At 71.7% G+C, this 23,018-nt stretch carries 21 protein-coding genes and 1 pseudogene; 13 read left to right on the forward strand and 9 right to left on the reverse strand.

From position 1 onward, the window contains the following. Positions 1 to 163: 163 nt before the first annotated feature. Positions 164 to 880: a TetR family transcriptional regulator gene (locus ABD366_RS12155; RefSeq protein ID WP_324768160.1), complete on the forward strand. Its 717-nt coding sequence runs from the start codon at positions 164 to 166 to the stop codon at positions 878 to 880. Between the two features lie 114 nt (positions 881 to 994). Then, a complete protein-coding gene (locus ABD366_RS12160) occupies positions 995 to 1,399 on the forward strand; it encodes a Zn-ribbon domain-containing OB-fold protein (protein ID WP_411293674.1) in 405 nt (134 codons plus the stop codon). A 32-nt stretch (positions 1,400 to 1,431) separates the two neighbouring features. Here ABD366_RS12160 and ABD366_RS12165 read toward each other — a convergent pair whose 3' ends face one another. After that, positions 1,432 to 1,824, reverse strand: coding sequence for a nuclear transport factor 2 family protein (locus tag ABD366_RS12165; RefSeq protein ID WP_324768162.1), 393 nt, complete (start codon positions 1,822 to 1,824; stop codon positions 1,432 to 1,434). Positions 1,825 to 1,902: 78 nt separating this feature from the next. Between ABD366_RS12165 and ABD366_RS12170 the strand changes: the two genes are divergently transcribed. From ABD366_RS12170 to ABD366_RS12180, 3 genes are all read left to right on the forward strand, one after another. Beyond that, a complete protein-coding gene (locus tag ABD366_RS12170) occupies positions 1,903 to 2,499 on the forward strand; it encodes a PadR family transcriptional regulator (protein ID WP_324768163.1) in 597 nt (198 codons plus the stop codon). Positions 2,500 to 2,665: 166 nt separating this feature from the next. Then, positions 2,666 to 3,025 (forward strand): luciferase domain-containing protein, encoded by a 360-nt coding sequence (locus ABD366_RS12175; RefSeq protein WP_324768165.1) that lies wholly within the window; start codon positions 2,666 to 2,668, stop codon positions 3,023 to 3,025. A 98-nt stretch (positions 3,026 to 3,123) separates the two neighbouring features. Continuing rightward, positions 3,124 to 3,498: a helix-turn-helix transcriptional regulator gene (locus ABD366_RS12180; RefSeq protein WP_324768166.1), complete on the forward strand. Its 375-nt coding sequence runs from the start codon at positions 3,124 to 3,126 to the stop codon at positions 3,496 to 3,498. Positions 3,499 to 3,519: 21 nt separating this feature from the next. Here the strand turns inward: ABD366_RS12180 and ABD366_RS12185 are convergent, their stop codons facing one another. Beyond that, entirely contained in the window at positions 3,520 to 3,909 is a 390-nt protein-coding gene (locus tag ABD366_RS12185; protein WP_324768167.1) for a DUF488 domain-containing protein, read from the reverse strand. A gap of 147 nt (positions 3,910 to 4,056) precedes the next feature. On the opposite strand from ABD366_RS12185, the gene ABD366_RS12190 reads away from it, so the two are divergent. Then, positions 4,057 to 4,689, forward strand: a complete 633-nt coding sequence (locus ABD366_RS12190; protein ID WP_324768169.1) for an HdeD family acid-resistance protein — start codon at positions 4,057 to 4,059, stop codon at positions 4,687 to 4,689. Between the two features lie 22 nt (positions 4,690 to 4,711). Here the strand turns inward: ABD366_RS12190 and ABD366_RS12195 are convergent, their stop codons facing one another. From ABD366_RS12195 to ABD366_RS12215, 5 genes and pseudogenes are all read right to left on the reverse strand, one after another. Next, positions 4,712 to 5,755 carry a hypothetical protein gene (locus tag ABD366_RS12195; RefSeq protein WP_324768170.1) on the reverse strand — a complete coding sequence of 348 codons (1,044 nt, stop codon included), beginning with the start codon at positions 5,753 to 5,755 and terminating at the stop codon, positions 4,712 to 4,714. Positions 5,756 to 5,886: 131 nt separating this feature from the next. Then, the gene (locus ABD366_RS12200) at positions 5,887 to 6,390 is read right to left on the reverse strand and encodes a response regulator (protein ID WP_324768171.1); all 504 of its coding nucleotides are present in this window, start codon (positions 6,388 to 6,390) and stop codon (positions 5,887 to 5,889) included. A gap of 65 nt (positions 6,391 to 6,455) precedes the next feature. Further along, positions 6,456 to 6,614, reverse strand: a complete 159-nt coding sequence (locus ABD366_RS12205) for a hypothetical protein (RefSeq protein WP_324768172.1) — start codon at positions 6,612 to 6,614, stop codon at positions 6,456 to 6,458. A 287-nt stretch (positions 6,615 to 6,901) separates the two neighbouring features. Then, entirely contained in the window at positions 6,902 to 7,306 is a 405-nt protein-coding gene (locus tag ABD366_RS12210) for a VOC family protein (RefSeq protein WP_324768173.1), read from the reverse strand. Positions 7,307 to 7,395: 89 nt separating this feature from the next. Then, positions 7,396 to 8,333 (reverse strand): annotated as a pseudogene (locus tag ABD366_RS12215) (cation diffusion facilitator family transporter). 418 nt (positions 8,334 to 8,751) lie between these two features. Here ABD366_RS12215 and ABD366_RS12220 point away from each other — a divergent pair. From ABD366_RS12220 to ABD366_RS12240, 5 genes are all read left to right on the forward strand, one after another. Continuing rightward, on the forward strand, positions 8,752 to 9,183 hold the full coding sequence (locus ABD366_RS12220; RefSeq protein ID WP_324768180.1) for a four-helix bundle copper-binding protein: 432 nt from the start codon (positions 8,752 to 8,754) through the stop codon (positions 9,181 to 9,183). Between the two features lie 140 nt (positions 9,184 to 9,323). After that, on the forward strand, positions 9,324 to 10,502 hold the full coding sequence (locus ABD366_RS12225; RefSeq protein ID WP_324768174.1) for an acyl-CoA dehydrogenase family protein: 1,179 nt from the start codon (positions 9,324 to 9,326) through the stop codon (positions 10,500 to 10,502). A 120-nt stretch (positions 10,503 to 10,622) separates the two neighbouring features. Further along, a complete protein-coding gene (locus tag ABD366_RS12230) occupies positions 10,623 to 11,513 on the forward strand; it encodes an oxygenase MpaB family protein (RefSeq protein WP_324768181.1) in 891 nt (296 codons plus the stop codon). Further along, positions 11,477 to 13,756: a serine/threonine-protein kinase gene (locus ABD366_RS12235; RefSeq protein WP_411293675.1), complete on the forward strand. Its 2,280-nt coding sequence runs from the start codon at positions 11,477 to 11,479 to the stop codon at positions 13,754 to 13,756. Before ABD366_RS12230 ends, ABD366_RS12235 begins: the two co-directional genes overlap by 37 nt. Positions 13,757 to 13,828: 72 nt before the next feature. After that, the gene (locus ABD366_RS12240; RefSeq protein ID WP_324768176.1) at positions 13,829 to 15,370 is read left to right on the forward strand and encodes a phytoene desaturase family protein; all 1,542 of its coding nucleotides are present in this window, start codon (positions 13,829 to 13,831) and stop codon (positions 15,368 to 15,370) included. A 39-nt stretch (positions 15,371 to 15,409) separates the two neighbouring features. On the opposite strand, the gene ABD366_RS12245 is transcribed toward ABD366_RS12240, so the two are convergent. After that, complete coding sequence (locus ABD366_RS12245; protein ID WP_344441663.1) at positions 15,410 to 17,197, reverse strand: serine hydrolase domain-containing protein; 1,788 nt, start codon at positions 17,195 to 17,197, stop codon at positions 15,410 to 15,412. 169 nt (positions 17,198 to 17,366) lie between these two features. On the opposite strand from ABD366_RS12245, the gene ABD366_RS12250 reads away from it, so the two are divergent. Further along, positions 17,367 to 18,467 carry an NAD(P)H-dependent flavin oxidoreductase gene (locus tag ABD366_RS12250; protein ID WP_324769476.1) on the forward strand — a complete coding sequence of 367 codons (1,101 nt, stop codon included), beginning with the start codon at positions 17,367 to 17,369 and terminating at the stop codon, positions 18,465 to 18,467. Positions 18,468 to 18,885: 418 nt separating this feature from the next. Then, positions 18,886 to 20,442: an acyl-CoA synthetase gene (locus tag ABD366_RS12255; protein ID WP_324769477.1), complete on the forward strand. Its 1,557-nt coding sequence runs from the start codon at positions 18,886 to 18,888 to the stop codon at positions 20,440 to 20,442. A gap of 75 nt (positions 20,443 to 20,517) precedes the next feature. Here ABD366_RS12255 and ABD366_RS12260 read toward each other — a convergent pair whose 3' ends face one another. Beyond that, positions 20,518 to 22,932: a penicillin acylase family protein gene (locus tag ABD366_RS12260; protein ID WP_324769478.1), complete on the reverse strand. Its 2,415-nt coding sequence runs from the start codon at positions 22,930 to 22,932 to the stop codon at positions 20,518 to 20,520. Positions 22,933 to 23,018: the final 86 nt, after the last annotated feature.

A 23,018-nucleotide genomic window follows, 5' to 3' on the forward strand; every position in this document is an offset into this window, starting at 1 on the left:
GGCGTCGGGCACGTACTTCACGGTGACAACGATCCTCAAGCTCACGCCGGCTCTCCTCGCTCAGAGCGTCCTGGACTGCCTACGGACGCCAACGTATGGCACTCAGTTCCCTCTCGCAAGGTACGTAGTGCCAAAACGGCCTTCGCAGTGTTACGTTCCCGGCATGAGCGAGGCGCGCGAGGTCGACGGGGCACCGAAGAAGGCACCCATGCGGGAGGTGCTCGCGAAGGCGGCGTTCCAGCTGTTCCTGGAGCGCGGGTTCGAGCGGACGACCGTGGACGACATCGTGGCGCGGGCCGGTGTCGGACGGCGCTCGTTCTTCCGGTACTTCCCGTCCAAGGAGGACGCGGTCTTCCCGGACCACGAGAGCTGCCTGGCCGACATGACCGGCTTCCTGGACGCCGCGAGCGACGAGCGGGACGCCGTGGACGTGGTCTGCGGCGGGGCGCGGCTCGTCCTGCGGATGTACGCCGCGAACCCCGAATTCTCCGTGCAGCGCTACCGGTTGACCCGGGAGGTGCCGGGGCTTCGGACCTACGAGCTGTCCGTCGTGCGGCGCTATGAGCGGACGCTCGCCGGCTATCTGCGCCGACGCTGGGACCGTGCCGACGACGGCGCCCTGCGCGCCGAGGTCGTGGCGGCCTCCGTGGTCGCGGCGCACAACAACGCGCTGCGCACCTGGCTGCGTTCGGGGGGCGAGGGCGACGCCGAACAGGCCGTGGACCGGGCCCTCGAACTCGTACGGCGGGTGTGGGGCGAAGCGGAGGCGGCGCCGGCCCCGGCAGCCACGGACGAAGAGGTCGTCGTCATGGTCGCCACCAAGGGCGCGCCCATGTGGCGCGTCATCCAGCAGGTCGAATCCGCGCTGAGGAACGACTGACTCCGCCTTGAGGGGTACTCGGTGTCTTTACCGGGCGGCACTCAGTGTCATACGCTGCGAAGGTGCCGCGGCGGCAGCCCGGCACGCGGCGGACGAGCGCGGGGAGACCGAGTGATGTCAGCGATATCCGGGATGTCCAGGGGCGGTACGGGCGTCATGGCGCCGGCCGCGGAAGCCGATGCGGGCTTCGTCTACCAGCGGTGCCGGTGGTGCGGTACCTCGTCCTTCCGGCGGCTGCTGTGTCCGGTCTGTGCGTCGAGCGACCTGAAGACCGAGCACAGCACGGGGCCCGGCATCGTGGTGCAGTCCCGCGTCGTGAACCGTGGCACCGGAGTGGCGCGCAACGAATCGATGGTCCGTTTTCCCGAGGACTTCGTCGTGCCCTGCCGGATCGTGGGCACGGCCCCGCACATGGTGTGGGTGGGGGCCGCGGTGCGCCCCGCCCGAGGCGCCCACAACGACTCGGGGGAAGTCGTCTTCGAGCTGTGCGACCCGGCCGGGGACGACGACCTGCGCTGAGCCGGTGGCCGTCGCCCGGTGCCGGCGGCCCGTCAGGCGCCGGCCGCCTCCTGATCGATCCGGTCGAACTGCGCTCCCATCGCCGCGGCCAGCGCCTGCGCCGCCGACAGCGGCCGGACCATCACCATGAAGTCGTCGATCAGGCCGTCCTCGTCGAAGTGCAGGAAGTCGCAGCCGGTGATCTGCCGGTCGCCGACCCGCGCCTCAAAGACCAGTGCGTGATCGCGCCCGTCGGCGCTGTCGATCTCGCGTACGTAGCGGAAGTCCTCGAAGACCCGCGTGACACCGCGCAGGATCGCCGCGGTGATCGCCTTGCCCGGGTACGGCTTGAACACGATCGGGCTGGTGAACAGCACGTTCTCCGCCAGCATGGCCTCGACCGCGGCCAGATCGCCCTTCTCCACCGCAGCGCGGAAGGGATGCATGGACGCCACCTCGCTCCTCATAGACAACTATTTGAATAGGTGCGGAGGAGAATAATCGCCTCACGGTAAGGTGTCCATATGTCTCTCAAGTACGCCGTCCTGGCCGCCCTGTTGGAGGGCGAGGCGTCCGGGTACGACCTGGCGAAGATCTTCGACGTGTCGGTGTCGAACTTCTGGGCGGCGACGCCGCAGCAGCTCTACCGCGAGCTGGACCGGCTGGCCGCCGAGGGGCTGATCGACGCGCGGGTCGTGCCGCAGGAGCGGCGGCCGAACAAGCGGATGTTCACGCTGTCCGAGGAGGGCCGCGCCGATCTCGCCGCGTTCACGGCGAAGCAGCCGAAGCCGATGGCGATGCGCGACGAGCTGATGGTCAAGGTGCAGGCCGCCGACGTCGGCGACCTCGGCGCGGTGCGCGAGCACGTCGAGGAGCGCATGACCTGGGCGCACGGCAAGCTCGCCCGCTACGAGCGGGTGCGCCGGCATCTGCTCGGCGGGCTCGGCGAGGACGAGTTCCTCGCCGAGGGGGAGCGCGTCGGCCCCTACCTCACGCTGCTCGGGGGCATCGCGCTGGAGGAGGAGTACCTGCGCTGGGGGAGGCGCGTCCTGGACGTCCTGGAGCGCCGCGCCGCCCGGGCCGCGGGCGCCTCGGATCAGGCTTCGGGCCCGGTGAGCTGAAGCCCGTTCCCCAGCGAGCCTGCATGCGGACACGGGCCGCCTCCGGGGGCCTCTGTGACGTACGGCGACACGGCAGTCGACGGCGTGTGAGCGGGCGGACGACAGGTAGGGAAGCGGGGGTTGCCGGGGGTGGTCCTCCAGGTGAAGCGTGCGCCAGGATGGAGGTATGACCGCGGCCCAGCGCGCCATGACCGAACTCGGGACATGGCCGAACCTGGTAAGTGGCCCGCCCCGGTGCTCGGTTGGGCACGCCTTCGGCGCGGCAGGCCACGAACTCATTCATTTCCACGCCGACGACTGCGCCGATCTGTATCTCACCTCGACGGCGGTGCAGCGACTCCTTCCCCAACTGCGGCACAACAGCGCCATCCGCGTCCATCCGGGCGCCTCCTGGATCACGGTGCTCCTGGAGTGCGACACGGACGTGGAGCTGCTGCTGAGCCTCGTGAGCCTGGCCCTCAAGGAGCACGACGCGCACGCCTTCCCCTCGCCGCCGTGCGACTGGGAGCGTCCGCGCGCCTCCTGAAGACGTCCTCCACGGGTACGCGGTGAGCGGCGCGGCCGCCGATATCGCCCTGGGCGAAGCCCGGTTGCCGTGCGCCTGCCCCGTCGTAACCTGGGCCGATGAGCAACCACGAGACCCCCAGGCCCCGTCCCGTCGCCGCTCAGGAACCGCTGTGGCGGCATGTCGTCGGGGACGTGCTGCGCCGCCGACGCCGGGACCAGGGGCGGACCTTGCAGGACGTGGCCGACGTCGCGGGGATCTCCATGCCCTACCTCTCCGAGGTGGAGCGGGGCCGCAAGGAGGCGTCGTCGGAGATGCTCGCCGCCGCGGCCGGCGCGCTCGGCCTCGGCTTGGGCGACGTACTGTCGCTCGCGCAGAGCGAGTTGGCACGGGTCGCCCGGTTCCGCAGGCCCGTCTCCGTCACCGCGGCCACCGTGCTCGGGGCGGGCGCGACAGGCGCCCAGGGACGCGGCACCATGTGCCTGGCCGCCTAGACAAGGTCTCCGGAGCAGGTCTCAGGACTCTTCGGTGGCCTCTTCGAGGTGACGTACGAGCACAGGTACGTGGCTGTGCTCGACGTCCTTCACCGAGGTCACCAGCGTGACGGCGCCCCGCCGGGCCAGCGCGCGGACATGATCGACGAGATCGGCGCGCTCCGGCTCGGCCAGCTCCGCGCCGTACCGCTCGGCGAACGCCGCATGCCGCCCCTCACGGTCCTCGTGGTACCAGGAGCGCAGCTCCTTGGAGGGTGCGATGTCCTTGAGCCACTCGTCGACGGCGGCCCGCTCCTTGGAGATCCCGCGCGGCCACATGCGGTCGACCAGCAGGCGGGTGCCGTCGTGCGGGGCGGGCGGATCGTAGACGCGACGGGTCGGGAACGGTCCGGGCGCGGCGTTTGCGGTCATGCGCCCATTGTGCTGCTTTCGCGCGCTTTGCGTAGGCGGTGATCGCCGGGTCGGTGCGGTCCCGACCGTCGGGTCGCGCCCGCCCCACGTCACCCGTTCGGCCCTATCCCGGTGGCGGCCGAGAGGGCCCGGTGGGAACAGTCGGACATGACCCAAGCACCGCACGAACCGCAGAGCACGCACCGGAGCACCGAGCGGGAGGAAACCCCGCGCCGTCCCGAGGGCCCGCTCGGCAGACTCGTCGATGCCGCGTGGCAGGCGGTCCTGCTGGCGGGCGTCGCCGCGCTGATCCTCGGGGTGCTCGTCCTCGTCTGGCCGGGCGCCTCCCTGTGGGCCGCCGGCATCCTGTTCGGCCTCTACCTCGTGATCAGCGGTGTCTTCCAGCTGGTCACGGCGTTCGGCACCCATGTGACGACGGGGCTGCGCGTGATGGCGTTCATCAGCGGCACCGTCTCGATCCTGCTCGGTCTGTTCTGCTTCCGCGGTTCGATGCAGTCGATCCTGCTGCTCGCCCTGTGGATCGGCATCGGCTGGCTCTTCCGCGGCATCACCCAGACCGCCGCGGCCGCGTCCGACCCCGCGATGCCCGCGCGCGGCTGGCAGATCTTCCTCGGGATCGTCAGCGCCATGGCCGGCATCGTGCTGATCGTCTCGCCGTTCGAGTCGGTCGCCGTCCTCACCCTCGTCGGCGGCTGCTGGCTGGTGGCGATGGGCGTCGTGGAGATCGTCGAGGCGTTCATGCTGCGCGGCCGGGCCAGGAAGATGCCGCGCGGCGTGTGAGGGCCTGTCTTCGCACCCGGGCTCAGACGCCGACCGCCTCCTCCAACTCCTCCTCCACCTGCTCGTCGTCCCCGGCCGGGGCGGTGGCGGCGGCGAGTGCCCGCCGCTGCCGGCGTTCGGCGAGCGCCGCGACCGTGAACACGACCGCGCCCACCGCGAGCCACGCCACCAGCGTCCACACGTAGCGGCCCAGGCCGTAGTGGTCGAAGTACAGGAGGCTGCGGGCGCCCTCGACGAAGCCGGCGCCGTTCCAGAAGGCGTGCAGGCTGCCGAAGAACCCGTTCTGCAGCTCGGGGCGGAAGACACCGCCGGAGCTCGTGAAGTTGAGCATCACGAACAGCACCATCACGGCGAGCGTCGTCCACCGCTTCAGGAACGTGTGCAGGCCGACGCCGATCAGCAGGATCCCCGCGGAGTACCCCCAGGCCATGCCCCACACGCCCCACAGGCCGGCGTGCGCGAGGTGGAAGACCGGGCCCGCGAACGCCGCGCCGATGAGGCTGACCACCGCGGAAACGCCGACCACGAGCAGGGCGCGTGCCCGCATCCGCAGCGCGGCGCCCGCACCGCCCAGCACCGCGACCGACGCGTACGAGCCGATGCTCAACGCGACGAGCAGGAAGAACAGACCCTGTCCCGTCGGGTCGTCGGACACAGTCGGGGCCACGTCCGTCACCTTGAGCGGCTCGCCCTGCTCCGCGGCGACCGGCGTGAAGATCTTCTGTACGACGGAGACCGTGGTGTCGGAGCCCGCCGAGGCGACGATCAGCTCCGGTACCTCGCTGCCGAGCACATAGGCGCCGTCGATGTGCCGTGTCCTGAGCTGGTCGACGGCCGTGGCGCGGGTGGCGAGCGTCCGCACGTCGAGGGCGTCGCCCGCCTTGTCCTTCACGGTCTGCGCGAAGGCCTTCGCCTCGGGCCCGGAACCGACGACGGCGACGGGCAGATGGTGCGGCTCGGGCGCCGCGAAGGCGCCGAGGTAGGCCAGGCCCATGCCGACACACATCAGGAGCGGGGTGAGCAGATGCGTCAGGACGTGGCGCAGTGCTCGGTGGTCGGCGGACATGGGCAGGACCTCCAGGCGGTCGATCCGTAAAGTTGGCTTATACAACCCTTAATCAAGTTGTACTGTACAACCACATGGAGCGGGTGTGTCCCCGATCGGCTGTGACCATCGACACCGGGGGTGGAGGAGGGTCAGGCGGGCCGTGACAGGGGATGGTCCCGGAAGCCGGGCAACGGGGGAGTGGAGCGGTCCTCGCTCTCGCCCTCGCTCTCGTACGCACGCAGGCGCTCGCGCAAGGCGCGCAGACGCAGGCTCGTCTCGTACAGATAGCGGACCTTCGTCCGCATCACCCACGGTTCTATGGGTTTGACGACGTAGTCGGCGACGCCGAGTTCGAAGGCCTTGACGGCGAGCGCGGGGTCCTGGCCGGCGCCGGTGATCATCATGATGGGTATGTCCTGCGTCTGCTCCAGGCGCGCCATGTAGTGGGCCACCTCGAAGCCGCTGACGTCGGGCATCAGTACATCGAGGAGGACCACCGCGATTCCGCCGCGCAGGACCGCCTTGAGGGCGTCGTCGCCGGTGCTCGCCCGGTCCACCGGGTAACCGAGCGGTGCGAGAGCGCTCTCCATCGCGAAGAGAGTGTCCTCGCGGTCGTCGACGACCAGGACCTTGGGCCGTGCAGCGGTGGGCATCGCCGTGTGCCTCCCCATGTCGGCAACGACAGCATATGCCGGAACACGGGCGGTGGAAGGGGCTCTCAATCCTCTCCGCGCACCAGATTCCAGTCGGGATCCCGCTCGGCCTCGGGTTCGGCGGCGTCGCGTCCGTCGCGGCGGGCCGGGCGGCAGGTGCGGACGCGGCCCCTGACCTCGTGGTTGGTCTCCGCGGGGTGGGGCGCGCGCGGGCGGGTGCTCATGATCGGACCTCTCCTCGGACAGGTACGGGCTGATTCGGCTTGTAGACGGCTATGCAGACGGCCCCTTGCCGCCCACGTGCGATCACGGATGCGCAGAATGCGCCAAGTGGACGCCGGAGACACCGAGTTGGGCGGTCCCCGGCGTGGAGCCGGACCGACGGCCGTGTCCCTGCGAGTACCCCACGCGGTCCTCCTGACGCCCTACGTCAGAGGACCGGCGCACGTTTCACGCCCCCCTGGCGTTCCGGTACGGGAAACCGGCCATTTCCGGGACTTCGCGGCCGGTGTCAGTGGGCCTTGGGCTTCGGGAGGTGTTCCGCGCTGCGCAAGGAGAACGGGTGGCCGGCCGGGTCGGCGTACAGGCGGGTCTCGGTGCGGCCCTTGGTGCCCCGCGTCTCCAGCGGCCGGGCGCCGAGCCCGACGATCTGCCGCTCCACCTCGTCCAGGTGCTCGGCCGCCACGAGCAGGTCCAGATGGGCCTGCTGCGAGTCGTCGGGGCGGGGCCAGCTCGCCGGGGCGGCGTTGAGATCACGGCGGAACGCCAGCCGGGTGCCGCCGGCCCCGACGAGCTCGACGCGGTTGCCGCCGTCCGGCGGCTGGATCTCCCCGTCGAGCAGGACCCGGTAGAACTCGCAGAGTTCCTCCGGCTCCGCACAGTCGAACACCAGCACCGCCGCTTCCACCTGGCTCATCGGACCTCCCCTGCCGACCGGTGCGGCCGGCGTTCGCATGGCTGCGCTAGTACCCGTGTTCCCTTTGCCGAATCAGTCGGCCGCCGCCGTCACTCGCGTACGCGCAGGGGGACTTCCACCACGTCCAGGAAGACCTGGTCGGCCTCGGGCCAGGTGTCCTGGATGGTGCCCTTGATGCGCTCGCTGACCAGCTCCAGGCGTTCGCTGTCGATGCCGGGGGTCAGATCGACGCGGGCCGCGACGAGCGTCGAGTCCATGCCGAGACGCATGGTGTGCAGTGCCGCCACGTAGTCGATCTCTGGCTGGGCGTCCAATAGTTCGAGGATTCCGCTGCGCAGCTCCGGGTCGACGGCCTCGCCGATCAGCTGCTCGCGGGCGCTCTTGCCGAGCCGGTACGCGACGTAGACCAGCAGCGCGCCGATCGCCAGGGACGCCGACGCCTCCCACACGATGTCGCCGGTGACCATGTGCAGCACCATGCCGCCCGCGGCGAGCAGCACGCCGAGCACCGCCGTGCTGTCCTCGGCGAGGACCGTGCGCAGCGCCGGGTCGGAGCCGATCCCCTTGCCGGGCTGGGCCCGGACCTGGAGGACGGCGCGGATCAGCGAGGCACCTTCCGCCAGCAGCGCCACGCCGAGGACCACGAGGCCGGCGACGTAGCCCGAAGGCGACTCCTCGGTGGCCGGGCCCGTCAGTGCCTCGAAGCCCTGGAAGAAGGAGAAGCACCGCCCATGACGAAGATCCCGACGGCGGCCAGCAGCGACCAGAAGAACCGCTCCTTGCCGTAGCCGAACGGGTGCCGGCGGTCCGCGGGCCGGCGGCTGCGGTGCAGTGCGGCGAGGAGGAACACCTCGTTGAGGCTGTCGGCGACCGAGTGCGCCGCTTCCGACAGCAGCGCGGGCGACGCGGCGATGAGGCCGCCGATCGCCTTCGCCACGGCGATGAGCAGATTCGCGGAGAGAGCCACCAGAACCGTCAGACGGGTCTTGCGGTCCTCCCGCGTACCGGACTTCTCGGGCTCTGTCACTTGTCAACTCGCAGAAGGTGAGGGGTGGTTGCGGATGCACGCCGCGGCATGTGGGCCTGCGGCGAGCGGAGCGCGGGCCGCGCTCCGGCAGGGACTTCCAGTAACCGGGCCGGTGACGGCGTAAACCAGGCGCCCCCGGAGGCGAAGCCCCTGGCCGGACAGTGTGGAACCGGCCCTCGTACGCCGTTCGGCCGGATGGTGCGGGGCGTGCGGGCGCGCGGGGTGCGCCGGAAGTGACCCCACGCGCCGCCTCCCGCACGCGGTTTGATCGCGCAGGCGCCGTCGTGCCGGTTTGGCCATCGGCGATGCGGCTACTCGGCACCGGATCAGACGTTCCCTGAAAGGAGCCGGGCCGGTGACCCCCCTGGCGAAGCACCCGCACCTCCGCGCCGAGACCACAGAGGCCGCTGACCCCGCTTTGACGACCGACCCGCCCAAGGACACCCTGGTCCGCTTCCTCGAGGCCCGGTTCGCCTGCGCACAGGCCTGCACCGACTGCGCCCGCGCCGGCGCCCTGCGCGTCAGCGCCCTCGAACCGGGGCCCGCTGCCCCGCCCGCACACGGTCCCGTACGCCCCATGTCGGCGTGGGACTCCGAGCGGGAAGGCCTGCGGCACGGACTGCGGCGCTCCCTGCTGCTGTGCATCGAGGTCTGCGACGCGACGTGCCGCCTGCTGTCGGAGGAGGCCCACCAGGACGAGTACGGGCTGCGGCTCCAGGTCGAGTGGTGCCGCGCCGTCGCCCTGGAGTGCGCGCACGTCTGCGACGGTCTGCCGGACGCCGCGGACTGCGCCGAGCAGAGCCGTGCCTGCGCCCGGGCCTGCACCGACTTCCTGGCGATCCTCGACTGACGCGCCGGCGGCGGCCGGTTCGTGTGGCTCGGCCGATCTGTCCCCGGCATTCCCTATTTCTGGAACGAGTTCTACTGTGTGCGCCGTCAGTGCCCGGCAACGCCACGCCGACGCCGCCCAGTTGACCGCCAGGAGGGGCCGTGCACCTCGCATACACGCCTGAGCAGCAGCAGTTGCGCACCGAGCTGCGCGCCTACTTCGCCGACCTCGTCCCCGACAACGCGTACGCGCGCTATGAGGACCCGGGTGCCCAGAAGCGCTTCTACCGCGAGACCGTGCGCCGCCTCGGCTCCGACGGCTGGCTCGGGGTCGGCTGGCCGAAGGAGTACGGCGGCCGCGGCCTGACACCCATGGAACAGTTCCTCTTCTTCGACGAGGCCGCCCAGGCGGGCGTGCCGCTGCCGCTGATGGCGCTCAACACGGTCGGTCCCACGATCATGCGGTTCGGTACGGACGAACAGAAGGAGTTCTTCCTGCCGAAGATCCTCTCCGGCGAGCTCGACTTCGCGATCGGCTACAGCGAACCCGACGCGGGCACCGACCTCGCGGCCCTGAAGACCCGCGCCGTGCGGGACGGCGACTCCTACGTCGTGAACGGCCAGAAGATCTGGACGACCAACGGCGACACCGCCGACTGGGTCTGGCTCGCGGTGCGCACCGATCCGGGCGCCCCGTCCCACAAGGGCATCACGATGCTGCTCGTGCCGACCTCCGACCCCGGCTACTCCTGCACGGTCATCAACACCCTCGCCTCGCACTCCACCACGGCCAGCTACTACGAGAACATCCGCGTCCCCCTCTCACGCCGCGTCGGCGAGGAGAACAAGGGCTGGCGGCTGATCACCAACCAGCTCAACCACGAGCGCGTCACCCTCGCCGCGCACGGCACCATGGCGATCCGCGCCCTGCACGACGTCCAGCGCTGGGCCATGGAGACCAAGCTCGCCGACGGACGGCGCGTCATCGATCTCGGCTGGGTCCGCAAGCGGCTCGCGCAGACCCACACCAAGCTCGACGCGATGAAGCTCCTCAACTGGCAGATGGTGAACGCCGTCCAGGAGGGCACCCTCACGCCGCAGGACGCCTCCGCCGTCAAGGTCTACGGTTCCGAGGCACGCCGTGACGCGTACGCCTGGCTGATGGAGGTCGTCGCCGCGGCGGGCGCCCTGAAGGAGGGCAGCGCAGGCGCCGTGCTCCACGGCGAACTGGAGCGCGGCTACCGCTCCGCCGTCATCTTCACCTTCGGCGGCGGCAACAACGAGATCCAGCGCGAGATCATCTCCTGGATCGGCCTGGGCATGCCGCGGGTGCGCCGCTGAACCCACGGCATGCCGCGTCCAGGCTGGTGATGTCGGGCACGGCAAGGCTGGGAGGCCTGGGTGGCGCAGGCGGGCGCGGCGGATCCGGGGCTTTTCGGGCCCGACTCGGTGACCTGGCAGATGCATGCCGACCCCATGATGTGGGTGGCCGGCATCCGGGCCCTGTACCTACAGGCGCTGCATCCGCGCGCGGTGCGCGGCGTCATGCAGAACTCCGACTTCCGGCGCGACGCCTGGGGACGGCTGATGCGCACCGCGAGCTTCGTCGGGACGACGACGTACGGCACCGGGGAGGCGGCCGAGAAGGCGGGCGCCCGGGTCCGCGGGATCCACCGCCGCCTGACGGCCACCGACCCGGACACGGGGGAGCGGTACGGCGTCGACGAGCCCGGACTGCTGCTGTGGGTGCACTGCGCCGAGATCGACTCCTATCTGCACGTCGCACGGCGCTCGGGCTTCTGTCTCACCGGGGCGCAGGCCGACCGGTACATCGCCGAACACCGCACCAGTGCCCGCCTGGTCGGCCTCGACCCGGAGCAAGTGCCGGGCAGTGTGGTTGAGTTGGCGGCGTACTTCGAAGGGGTACGGCCCGAGCTCGCCGCCGGTCCCGAAGCCCGCGTCGTCGACGACTTCCTGCAACGGCCGCCCACCCACGCCCTGTTGGTCCCGGCGCGCGAGCTCCTGTGGCGGCGGGTGGCCGATCTGGCGTACGCCTCCCTGCCGCCGTACGCCCACGAACTGTACGGCCGACGCGCCCCCGCCCCTGCCGTCGTCACCCGCCGCCTGCGCGCCACGGGCACGGTGCTGCGCTGTGTCCCCGACCGTGTGCGCTGGCAACTGCCCCCGAAACACATCCTGCGGGCCATGGCGCGACTCGGCCCCGCGGCCCGCCCGGCACCCTACAAAGTCGGCAGACGGGTAGCCATACTGGGCCGGGGGAGGGTGCGGCGAGGCGACGGGGGCGACAGCGGGACATGCCAGAGCTGGGGGAAACCAGGAACATCCGGCTGATCCACGGGAGGTACCGGCTGCTCGACCAGATCGGCCGCGGGGGGATGGGCGAGGTGTGGCGCGCCCGCGACGAATCACTGGGCAGACACGTCGCGGTCAAGTGCCTCAAGCCGCTCGGACCCCAGCGCGACCAGTCGTTCACCCGCGTGCTGCGCGAGCGCTTCCGCCGGGAGGCCCGGGTCGCGGCGGCGCTCCAGCACCGCGGCGTCACCGTCGTGCACGACTTCGGCGAGTACGAAGGCATCCTGTACCTGGTGATGGAGCTCCTGGAGGGCAGGAACCTCAGCCAGCTCCTGGAGGACAACCGGCACCACCCGCTGCCCGTCGACGACATCGTCGACATGGCCGAGCAGGTCGCCGCAGCCCTCGCCTACACGCACGAACAGGGCATCGTGCACCGCGACCTGAAGCCCGCCAACATCGTGCGGCTCGCCGACGGCACGGCGAAGATCTGCGACTTCGGCATCGCCCGGCTCGGCCACGACATCGGCTTCACCGCCCGCCTCACCGGCACCGGCGTCGCCATGGGCACCCCGCACTACATGTCACCCGAGCAGATCGGCGGCACCCACGTCGACCAGCGCAGCGACCTGTACTCGCTCGGCTGCGTGCTGTACGAGATCGCCACGGGCGCGCCGCCCTTCGACCTCGACGACGCCTGGGCCGTGCTCGTCGGACACCGCGACACCCCGCCCGAGCCACCGCGCAACCACCGCCCCGAACTGCCCGCGTACGTCGAACAGATCATCCTCGACCTGCTCGCCAAGGACCCCGGGCAACGGCCGGGCGACGCACGGGAACTGGGACGCCGCCTCGCCGGCGGACGCCTCGGACGCGGGGCGTACGTGCCCACGGTGCGGGCCCCGCAGGTCGAACCGCGCACGGACACCCGCGTCGTCGCCGGGGAGCCGCTCTCCCGCGAGCCGCGCCTGCCGTCGTGGACGCGCGGCATGACCACCGGGCACAAGGCCACCGGCGGCGCGGGGCTGCGCCTGGCCCCGCCCGACTCGGCGGCGGGACTGTCCGGCGAGTGGATCCCGCGGCCCGCCGCCGATGCCCGCGCGACCCCGCCCGAGCGTGCCGAACGACCCACTCCCGCTCCGGAGTTGCTCGCCACGCTCGCCTCCCGGCACCACGCGGGACTCAGCCTCGGCCGGCTCGGCCGCTGGGCCGAGGCCGGCGAGGTGCACCGCGCCGTCGCCGCCGAGCGCGAGCACGCCCTGGGCCCCGACCACCCCGACACCCTCGCCAGCCGCTACGAGGTCGCCTTCTCGCTGAGCCGCACCGGACGCGCCGCCGACGCCCTGCGCGAGTACCGGCGCGTCGTCGAGGGACGTGAGCGCGCCCTCGGCCCCGAGCACCCCGAAACACTCGGCGCCCGGCAGGAAGTGGCCTACGTCATGGGCAAGTTGGGCCGCCACCTGGAGGCCCACCAGGTCTACACCTCGGTCCTCGCGGCGCGCGAGCGCACCATGGGCCCCGAGCACCCCGACACCCTGCGCTGCCGCCACAACCTCGCCTTCAACCTGAGCCGCCTCGGCCGACTGGAGGACTCCTACCGCATGGCGAGCGAGGTCGCCGACGCGCGCGCCCGCGTCCTCGGACCCGAGCACCCCGACACGCTCGTCACCCGGTGCGAAGTCGGTTACACGCTGGGCCAGTTGGGGCGCTGGAGCGAGGCGCTGCGGGCCTACCGGGAAGTGGCCGAGGCGCGGGCGCGGGCGTTGGGCCCCGACCACCCGGACACCCTCGCCGCGCGCTACGAGGTGGGCATCAGCCTGGGCCGCCTCGGCCGCAGCGCGGAGGCGCTCACGCTCTACCGGGACCTGATCGACGACCGCACCCGGGTCAGCGGCCCCACCGACCCCGAGACACTGCGCGCCCGGCACGGCCTCGGCGTCAATCTCGGCCGGATGGCCCGCTGGGAGGAGGCACTCGCCGAAGCCCGTGACGTGTGCGCGATCCGCGAGCGGGTCCTGGGCGAGGACCACCTCGACACCCTCGTCAGCCGCCGTGAGGTCGCGGTCGGGCTCGGCTGGCTGGGGCGGTGGCAGGACGCGCTGGCCGAGTACCGGAAGGTGGCCGCCGCGCGGGAGCGGGTGCTGGGGGAGGCGCATCCGGACACGCTCGCCAGCCGTAACGACGAGGCGCACTGTCTGGAACAGGTGGGGCGGGGGGTGGAGGCGGTGGAGTTGTACCGTCGTGTTGCCGAGCTGCGGGAGCGGGGTCAGAATCGCGGCTGAGGTCGCGGGGCTCCGCCCCGGGCCCCGCTCCTCGATCGCCGGAGGGGCCACCTTGTACTGGAGGGGCTTGTTTTGGATCAGTACGACGTCGTCATCGTCGGTGGCGGTCACAACGGGCTCGTCGCCGCTGCCTACCTCGCCCGGGCCGGCCGCAGCGTCACCGTCCTGGAGCGGCTCGGGGCGACCGGCGGCGCCGCCGTCTCCACCCGGCCCTTCCCCGGCGTGGACGCCCGCCTCTCCCGGTACTCGTACCTGGTCAGCCTGTTGCCCCGGAAGATCGTGGCCGAGCTGGGGCTCGACTTCGCCGTGCGGCAGCGGACCGTGTCCTCGTACACGCCGGCCGTCCGCGGGGGCCGCCCGACGGGGCTGCTGGTCGGCGGCGGTCCCGGGCGCACGCGCGAGGCGTTCGCCCGGCTGACGGGCGGCGAGCGCGAGTACGAGGCGTGGGACCGGTTCTACGGGACGACCGGGCGCGCCGCCGAACGGATCTTCCCCACGCTCACGGAGCCCCTGCCGACCCGGGCCGCGCTGCGGGAGCGGGTCGGGGACGAGGAGGCCTGGCGGCTGCTCTTCGAGGAGCCCGTCGGCGTCGGCATCGAGGAGCGTTTCGAGGACGACCTGGTGCGCGGCGTCGTCCTCACCGACGCGCTGATCGGCACGTTCGCCGACGCCCACGACGCCTCGCTGGCCCAGAACCGCTGCTTCCTCTACCACGTCATCGGCAACGGCACCGGTGACTGGGACGTGCCCGTCGGAGGCATGGGCGCGCTCACCGACGCCCTCGCCGCCGCGGCCCGCGCGGCCGGCGCCGACCTCGTCACCGGCCACGAGGTGACCCGGATCGAGACCGACGGGCGGCGCGCCGAGGTGACGTACAGGACCGAGGAGGGCGTCGGCGCCGTCGCCGCCCGGCACGTCCTCGTCAACGCCTCCCCGCAGGACCTCGCCCGGCTCCTCGGGGACACCCCGCCCGCCCCGGCCGAGGGCGCCCAGCTCAAGGTCAACATGCTGCTGAAGCGCCTGCCGCGGCTGAAGGACACGTCCGTCGACCCGCGCGAGGCGTTCGCGGGAACCTTCCATGTCGCCGAGGGCTACGACCAGTTGGCGACCGCCTACGCCGAAGCGGCCGCCGGGAACCTGCCGAGCGTGCCGCCCTCCGAGATCTACTGCCACTCCCTGACCGACCCGACGATCCTCGCCCCGGACCTCGTCGCGCGCGGCTACCAGACCCTCACCCTGTTCGGGCTGCACACCCCCGCGCGCCTGTTCGCGCAGGACAACGACGCCGCGCGCACCGAACTCCTGAGGGCGACCCTGGCCCAGCTCGACGCGCACCTCGCCGAGCCGCTCGCCGACTGCCTCGCCGAGGACACCGACGGCCGCCCCTGCATCGAGGCGAAGACGCCGCTCGACCTGGAGCGCGACCTGCGCCTGCCCGGCGGCCACATCTTCCACCGCCCCCTGTCCTTCCCGTACGCCGAGGACGGCACGGGCCGCTGGGGTGTGGAGACGGCGCACGCGAACGTACTGCTGTGCGGCGCGGGAGCGGTGCGCGGTGGCGGGGTCAGCGGCATCCCCGGGCACAACGCCGCGATGGCGGTGCTCGGCCGCTGACCCCGTCCCGGGGCGCCCCGGGGGCGGGTTCGGGGCGGATCAGTCCTGGGACGCCGTCCAGCCCACCGCGTCGATGCGCGAGGAGTCGGCGGGGCGGGCCTCGTCGAAGACGACCCGGTGGCCGTCGGTGACCCGTACGCCGTCCACGTAGACACCGCGGCCCACGTACAGCTGATCGGTCGTGTACCGCCACCGTACGCGCGTAGACGCGGAGCCGAAGTCGCCGAGGCCGGCGGTGAGACGGTGCCAGACGCGGCCCGCGTAGCCGTCCACCGCGCCCGCCGCGTGCTCGTCGGCCCGGTCCGTGGTGAAGGGCAGCGCCTTCCAGGTCGAGCCGCCGTCCGTCGAGACCTCCAGGGAGAGGGAGTCGGAGTGCGGTTCCGTGTCCCACCACAGCGAGCACGTCAGGCGGGCGGCGGGCGAGGTGAGGCGCAGGTCCGGCAGGGTCAGGGTGGCCGACGCGGCGCCGGCCATGCCGGAGAACCAGGCGGTGCGCCCGTGCGCGGGACGTACCGCGACGGCGCGCGCCATGTTGTTGCCCGCGGCGACCCGGGGCGCGGAGCCGGAGCGCCAGTTGCGTACGGGGTGGACGGAGTTGCCGAGCACGATGAGGAAGGAGTCGGTCGTCGGATCGAGGACGATCGAGGTGCCGGTGAACCCGGTGTGGCCCGCGGTGCGCGGGGTCGCCATCGCGCCCATGTACCAGTGCTGGTAGAGCTCGAAGCCCAGGCCGTGCTCGTCGCCGGGAAAGGCGGTGTTGAAGTCCGTGAACATCAGCTCCACCGACTTCTCGGAGAGGATGCGGGCCTTGCCGTACACCCCGCCGTTGAGCAGCGTCCGGCCGAGGATCGCCAGGTCCCAGGCGCTGGAGAAGACACCCGCGTGGCCCGCGACACCGCCGAGGCCGAACGCGTTCTCGTCGTGCACCTCGCCCCACACCAGTCCGCGGTCCAGGCCCGACCACGGCGCGCGGGCGTCCTCCGTCGCCGCGATCTTCGGCTTCCAGGAGGCGGGCGGGTTGTAGCGGGTGCGCCGCATCCCGAGCGGGTCCGTGATCCGCTCGCGCAGCAGTACGTCGAGGGTGTTGCCGGTGAGCTTCTCCAGGACCAGCTGGAGCGAGATCAGGTTGAGGTCCGAGTAGAGGTACGTGGTGCCGGGCGGGTTGAGCGGCGCCTCGTTCCAGATGAGCCGCAGCTGCCCCTCGCGCGTGGGTTCCTTGTAGAGCGGGATCCAGGAACGGAACCCCGAGGTGTGCGTCAGGAGTTGACGGATGGTCACGTCCTGCTTGCCCGCGCCCGCGAAGTCCGGGAGATAGGAGGCGACCTTCGCCTCCAGCTCCAGGGTGCCGCGCTCGATCTCCTGCACGGAGAGGATCGAGGTGAACAGTTTCGACACCGAGGCCATGTCGAAGACGGTGTCCTCGGCCATGTCGATCTGCTGGTCCGCGGGGAACTCGACACCGGTGTCGGTCGTGTCGTCGTAGCGCGAGTAGCGCACCGCCTTGCCGATGGGCTGGTGCAGGGCCACCGTGCCGCCACGGCCCGCGAGCAGCACCGCCCCCGCGTACCAGGGGTGCTTCGGGGAGGGCCCGAGGAACTTCTCGGCGTCCACGACCAGCTGACGCAGGTGGCCGGCGAGCAGGCCCGCGCGCTCGGGGGAGCCCCGGCGCAGGGTGGGGCGGCGCCGCTCCTTCTTCCCCGCGGAGGCCGCCGCGGGGCCGGCCGGGAACGGGGCGAGGGCCAGGGCGCCGCCCAACGCGAGTCCCGCGCTGCCCAGTTGGCGCCGCGTGAGGCCACCCCGTGATCTGTCCTGGTCCCCTGAGCTCATGAACAGTCCTCCTGAAAGTATCTTTCGGGATCTCGCCGGACGGATGAAACTTTCATGTCAGTACTGCCTCGTGTCAACCATCGCGAACCCGGCGCGCGGGCGGTCAAAAATCTGACGCTGCATCAGAAAACCCCTTCCGTCGTCCGGTTCGCTGCGGCATCCTGCGCGCATGCAGACGGAGCTGAGCAAGAAACTGGGGATCGAGCACGCCGTCTTCGGCTTCACACCGTTCCCCGCGGTGGCCGCCGCCATCAGCAGAGCCGGAGGCTTCGGCGTGCTCGGCGCGGTCCGCTACACGGCGCCCGAGGACCTCACCCGCGACCTGGACTGGCTGCACGCGCACGCCGACGGCCGGCCGTACGGGCTCGACGTCGTCATGCCCGCGAAGAAGGTCGAGGGTGTCAGCGAGGCGGACGTCGAGGCGATGATCCCCGAGGGCCACCGGCAGTTCGTCCGGGACACCCTCGCCAAGCACGGCGTGCCCGAACTCGCCGAGGGCGAGGCGTCCGGCTGGCGCATCACCGGCTGGATGGAACAGGTCGCCCGCAGCCAGCTCGACGTCGCCTTCGACTACCCGATCGGGCTCCTCGCCAACGCGCTCGGCTCACCCCCGGCGGACGTCATCGCCCGCGCTCACGAGCACGACGTCCTCGTCGCCGCGCTCGCGGGCAGCGCTCGGCACGCTCGCAAACACGCCGAGGCGGGCATCGACATCGTCGTCGCCCAAGGGTATGAGGCGGGCGGCCACACCGGCGAGATCGCGTCGATGGTGCTCACCCCGGAGGCCGTCGAGGCCGTCGCCCCGCTGCCGGTGCTGGCCGCCGGCGGCATCGGCAGCGGGCAGCAGGCCGCCGCCGCGTTCGCGCTCGGCGCGCAGGGTGTGTGGCTCGGATCGGTGTGGCTGACGACCACGGAAGCGGAGCTGAGTTCGCCCGCCCTCACCCGCAAGCTGCTCGCCGCGGGATCCGGCGACACGGTGCGCTCGCGCGCGCTGACCGGGAAGCCTGCGCGGCAGCTGCGTACGGAGTGGACGGACGCCTGGGACGACCCGGCGGGGCCCGGGACCCTGCCGATGCCCTTGCAGGGGCTGCTCGTTGCCGAGGCGGTGTCCCGGATCCAGAAGTACGAGGTCGAGCCGTTGCTCGGTACTCCCGTGGGGCAGATCGTGGGGCGGATGAACGAGGAACGCAGCGTGCAGGCGGTTTTTGATGAGTTGACCCGGGGTTTCGAGAGGGCGATCGATCGGGTGAACCGGGTTGCGGGGCGGTGACGTTCGCTCCGGGCGCCGGCCGTTGCGGGCGTCTTGCGCAGTTCCCCGCGCCCCTGGAGGGATTGCGTCTGCGGCCCCGGTGGGGGCTGGTCGCGCAGTTCCCCGCGCCCCTGAGATGCGCACTTCGTGCGCCACCTCATAGCCGAGGCTACGGCGAAGCCGCAAGCCGAAGGGGGCGCGGGGAACTGCGCGAGCAACCACGACGGTGCCGCACCTTCAAGACGGCGGGAGATGGCACTCGCTCAGGGGCGCGGGGAACTGCGCGAGCAACCACGACGGTGCCGCACCTTCAAGACGGCGGGACACGGCACACGCTCAGGGGCGCGGGGAACTGCGCGACCCGCCACTACGCACCCGCACCCGCACCTGGCACAGGACCCGCCCCCGGCACACCGACCCGCAGAAGGGAACGCCCCCCATGCCCGACCCGACCCCCCCGAACGGCTTCTGGGCCCAGGCCGCGGCCCACTCCACCCGCCCCGTCTTGATCGCCCCGGACGGCGAGGAATGGACCGCCGGCCACCTGCACGCTGCCGCGAACAAGATGGTGCACGGCCTCCGCGAGGCCGGCCTCAAGCGCGGGGACGCGTTCGCCGTCGTGCTTCCCAACGGCGTCGAGTTCCTCACCGCTTACCTCGCCGCGTCGCAGGCAGGCTTCTACCTGGTGCCGGTCAACCACCACCTCGTAGGCCCGGAGATCGCCTGGATCGTCGCCGACTCGGGCGCGAAGGTGCTGATCGCCCATGAGCGCTTCGCCGAGCAGGCACGCGCCGCCGCCGACGAGGCCGTGCTGCCCACGACGCACCGGTACGCCGTCGGCAGCGTCGACACGTTCCGCCCGTACGCCGAACTCTCGGATGGGCAAGAAGAGTCGGCACCGGACGAGCGGACCCTGGGCTGGGTCATGAACTACACGTCCGGGACGACGGGCCGCCCCCGCGGCATCCGCCGCCCGCTGTCCGGAAAGCTCCCGGAGGAGTCCTACCTCGGCGGCTTCCTCGGCATCTTCGGCATCAAGCCCTTCGACGACAACGTCCATCTGGTCTGCTCGCCGCTCTACCACACGGCCGTGCTCCAGTTCGCGGGCGCGGCCCTGCACATCGGGCACCGGCTCGTCCTCATGGACAAGTGGACCCCGCAGGAGATGCTGCGTCTCATCGACGCCCACCGGTGCACTCACACACACATGGTGCCCACCCAGTTCCACCGCCTCCTCGCCCTCCCGCAGGACGTGAAGGACCGCTACGACGTCACCTCGATGCGGCACGCCATCCACGGCGCCGCGCCCTGCCCCGACCACGTCAAGCGCGCCATGATCGACTGGTGGGGCGACTGCGTCGAGGAGTACTACGCGGCGAGCGAGGGCGGCGGCGCCTTCGCCACGGCCGAGGACTGGCTGAAGAAGCCGGGAACGGTCGGAAAGGCCTGGCCCATCAGCGAGTTGGCGGTCTTCGACGACGACGGCAACCGGCTGCCCCCGGGCGAACTCGGCACCGTCTACATGAAGATGAGCACCGGCGGATTCGCGTACCACAAGGACGAGGGCAAGACGAAGAAGAACCGCATCGGCGACTTCTTCACCGTCGGTGACCTCGGCGTCCTCGACGAGGACGGCTACCTCTTCCTCCGCGACCGCAAGATCGACATGATCATCTCGGGTGGCGTCAACATCTACCCCGCCGAGATCGAGTCGGCGCTCCTGAGCCACCCGGCCGTCGCCGACGCGGCCGCGTTCGGCATCCCGCACGACGACTGGGGCGAGGAGGTCAAGGCCGTGGTGGAGGCCGCCGAGGGCCGGGTGCCCGGCGCCGAGCTCGCCGCGGAGCTCCTCGCCCACTGCGAGCGGAACCTGGCGGGCTACAAGCGGCCCAAGAGCGTCGACTTCATCGAGGCGATGCCCCGTGATCCCAACGGCAAGCTCTACAAGCGGCGGCTGCGGGACCCGTACTGGGAGGGCCGGACCCGGGTCATGTGACCCGGGTGTCGGGCACGGGGGAGGGGAGGTGGCGGCCTCCCCTTCCCCTGTGCGCGTCGGCTTCCCGTGTGCGCGTCAGCCGCGCACCCGCACCACCTTCAGTGCGGGCGAGCGCCGGATGTCCTTCTCGCAGAAGCGCTCCGTGACCCACTTCCGCTGCGAGTAGAGGTGGGTCTGGTCGTTGTAACGCGGCGAGTCGGGGTTCGAGGACTGGGAGTACGTGAGGAGCGTGCGGGCCACCGGGCAGCTCCCGCCGTCCCAGCCGACGGCCTGGATGTAGCTGGAGCCGTGCACGACCTCCGTGTAGCCGCCGCCCTTCGGGTCCCAGGCCGGCTCGACCTTGTTCCACACGCCGAGCGACTCCGTGCCGCCGTGCACCGGGATCCGCTTGTCGCCGCGCACCACGAACTGGTTCGCGCCGAGCTTTCCGTCCAACGGGATGCCCGCTCCCCGCAGTTCGGCCACGGCATCGGCGAGGGCGGTCGCGAAACCGGGCTGCCGCGTGTCGAGGGTGTGCGGCGTGCGTACCGGGTCGGCGGCCGAGAACGGCACCTTCCACAGCTTGTCCGCCGGGACCGTCGCCGTCAGCTTCCGCCAGAACCGGTCGAAGAGCAGTGCTCCCCGGCTGCCGGTACTCATGGTGCGGTCCCAGCCGGCGAGGACGCGGCATGCCTGGCCGACCTCAACAGCCGTGCCGTCGCTGCCGGTTGCCGTGCCACCCGGCAAGTCCGCGCACGTCTTCGCCGCGTCCGCGGCCGCCAGATCACCGGCCGGCGCCCGGTCGGCGAACTGCTGCTTCTGCAAGTCCGCGACCTTCAGGCCGCCCTTGTCCGCCATCGCCGACACGTCCTCGACCGCGCCGCGTGTCCGCATGGAACGCGGGGTGCCGACCGTCCCGAAGATCCGCTCGTACCCGGTGAGCGGCCGGTCGGCGTTGGCCAGCCAGGCACTGTCGTTGGAGTTCTCCGCATACGGGGCGTCCTTGAGGACCGGCATCCTGGCGGGCCCGAAGATTCCGGGCTGCACCGCGTCCTTGTCCCGGCCGAGCGCACAGTCACCGCGCGAACCGTCGAGCACCGCGACACCCGACGCCGGGTACGTGACCTTGCCGAGCGGCGTCGAGCAGCGCGCCGCCAGATCGTCGGTGATGCGCGGCAGGACCTGGGACTGCGTGAACAGCGAGTGGCCCCGGGAGTCGGCCGCGATCGTGTTCACCCACGGAATGCCCTGCGTCCGGCGCAGCGCCCGCAGCACCTCGTCCGTCGAGCGTGCCTTGCTGAAGCCGAGGGCGGTGTCGGAGGCCCGCATGTTCACCGCGTTCGGGTCGTTCAGCGCGTACGCCGTCCCCGCCGTCCACGGCAGGGGGAGCTGGGCGCCGAGCGAGGTGACGACCGGCCCGTACCGCGTCCACCACTGCGTACGGGTCACGTCGGCGCCACCCCGCACGGGCACCGTCACGGTCCGCTTCGTCATCTTCTCCCGCCTGCCGTCGACCACGTACGCGGTCGGGTCGGACGGGTCGAGGGTCAGCCGGTGGAGGTTGAGGGTGACGCCGGTCGCGACCGTGTGGCTCCATGCGATACGGGAGTTGTGCCCGATGGATATCGTCGTGGTGCCGAGCAACGAGCCGCCCATGACGTCCAGTTCACCCGGGATCGTCTGCTGCGACTGCCAGAACCGGCGTCCGCCCTGCCAGGGGTAGTGAGGGTTGCCGAGCAGCAGGCCGCGCCCGTTCGCCGTGGTCGCGCCGCTGAACGCCACCGCGTTCGACCCCATGTCGGAGTCTTCCTGGGAGAACAACTCACGCGCGGCGTGCGCGATCTCGTCCCGCGACGGTGACGCCTGCTCCCGCGCGCCCGCCGTCGGCGGCTGCGCGGCCGCGATGCCGTCGACGCCGCGCCCCTGCCCGCCGAGCACCGAGATCGCGAAGCCGCGCGCCGCCACGTCCAGTGTCGTCACCGGCTTCACCCACTCCGCGCCCTTGCACGCCGGGTCGGTGATGCGGTTCTGCTTCAGCCACGCGTTGTACCCGGCGGCCCAGCCGCGCATCGCGTCCTTGACGTCCCTGCTGGGCCCGGCCGGAGCGGGCGTGGCGAGCAGCTTCTCCACCGTGTGTGTATCGCGTACGCCACGGAAGTACAGGTCGCCGGCGAGGTTCGTGGTCGCCGAGGAGAGCGAGCCGTCGGGGGCCGCGTCGGGGCCGAACCAGCGTGAGCGCTCGCCCCGTACGGTCAGGAACCCGTCGGCGAGCGTGCACACCTGGTCGGCGGCCTGGGCCCAGCCGGTGCCGAAGCCGAGGTTCGCGTAGTCCTCGGCGAGAATGTGCGGAATGCCGTACTCGGTGTAGCGGATCGTGGCGGACAGGCCGTCGCCGCGAGGGTGCTCGTGCCGGTCGGCGGCGGCCGGGGGCAGCGCGGCCGTGGTGGTGAGCGCGGTCAGCAGAGCGATCCCGGCGACCGTGTGACGCCGTTGTCTGAGCCGGATACGCATCGTGCTCCCAACTGCAGCGGGGACAGGGGCGGTTGAGCGTACCAATCGGTATGTCGCCTGCCGAGGGCCGTGCGCACACGTCTTGA

Origin of the sequence: Streptomyces kunmingensis, from assembly GCF_039533535.1 — a bacterium.
Taxonomy (GTDB): domain Bacteria; phylum Actinomycetota; class Actinomycetes; order Streptomycetales; family Streptomycetaceae; genus Streptomyces; species Streptomyces kunmingensis.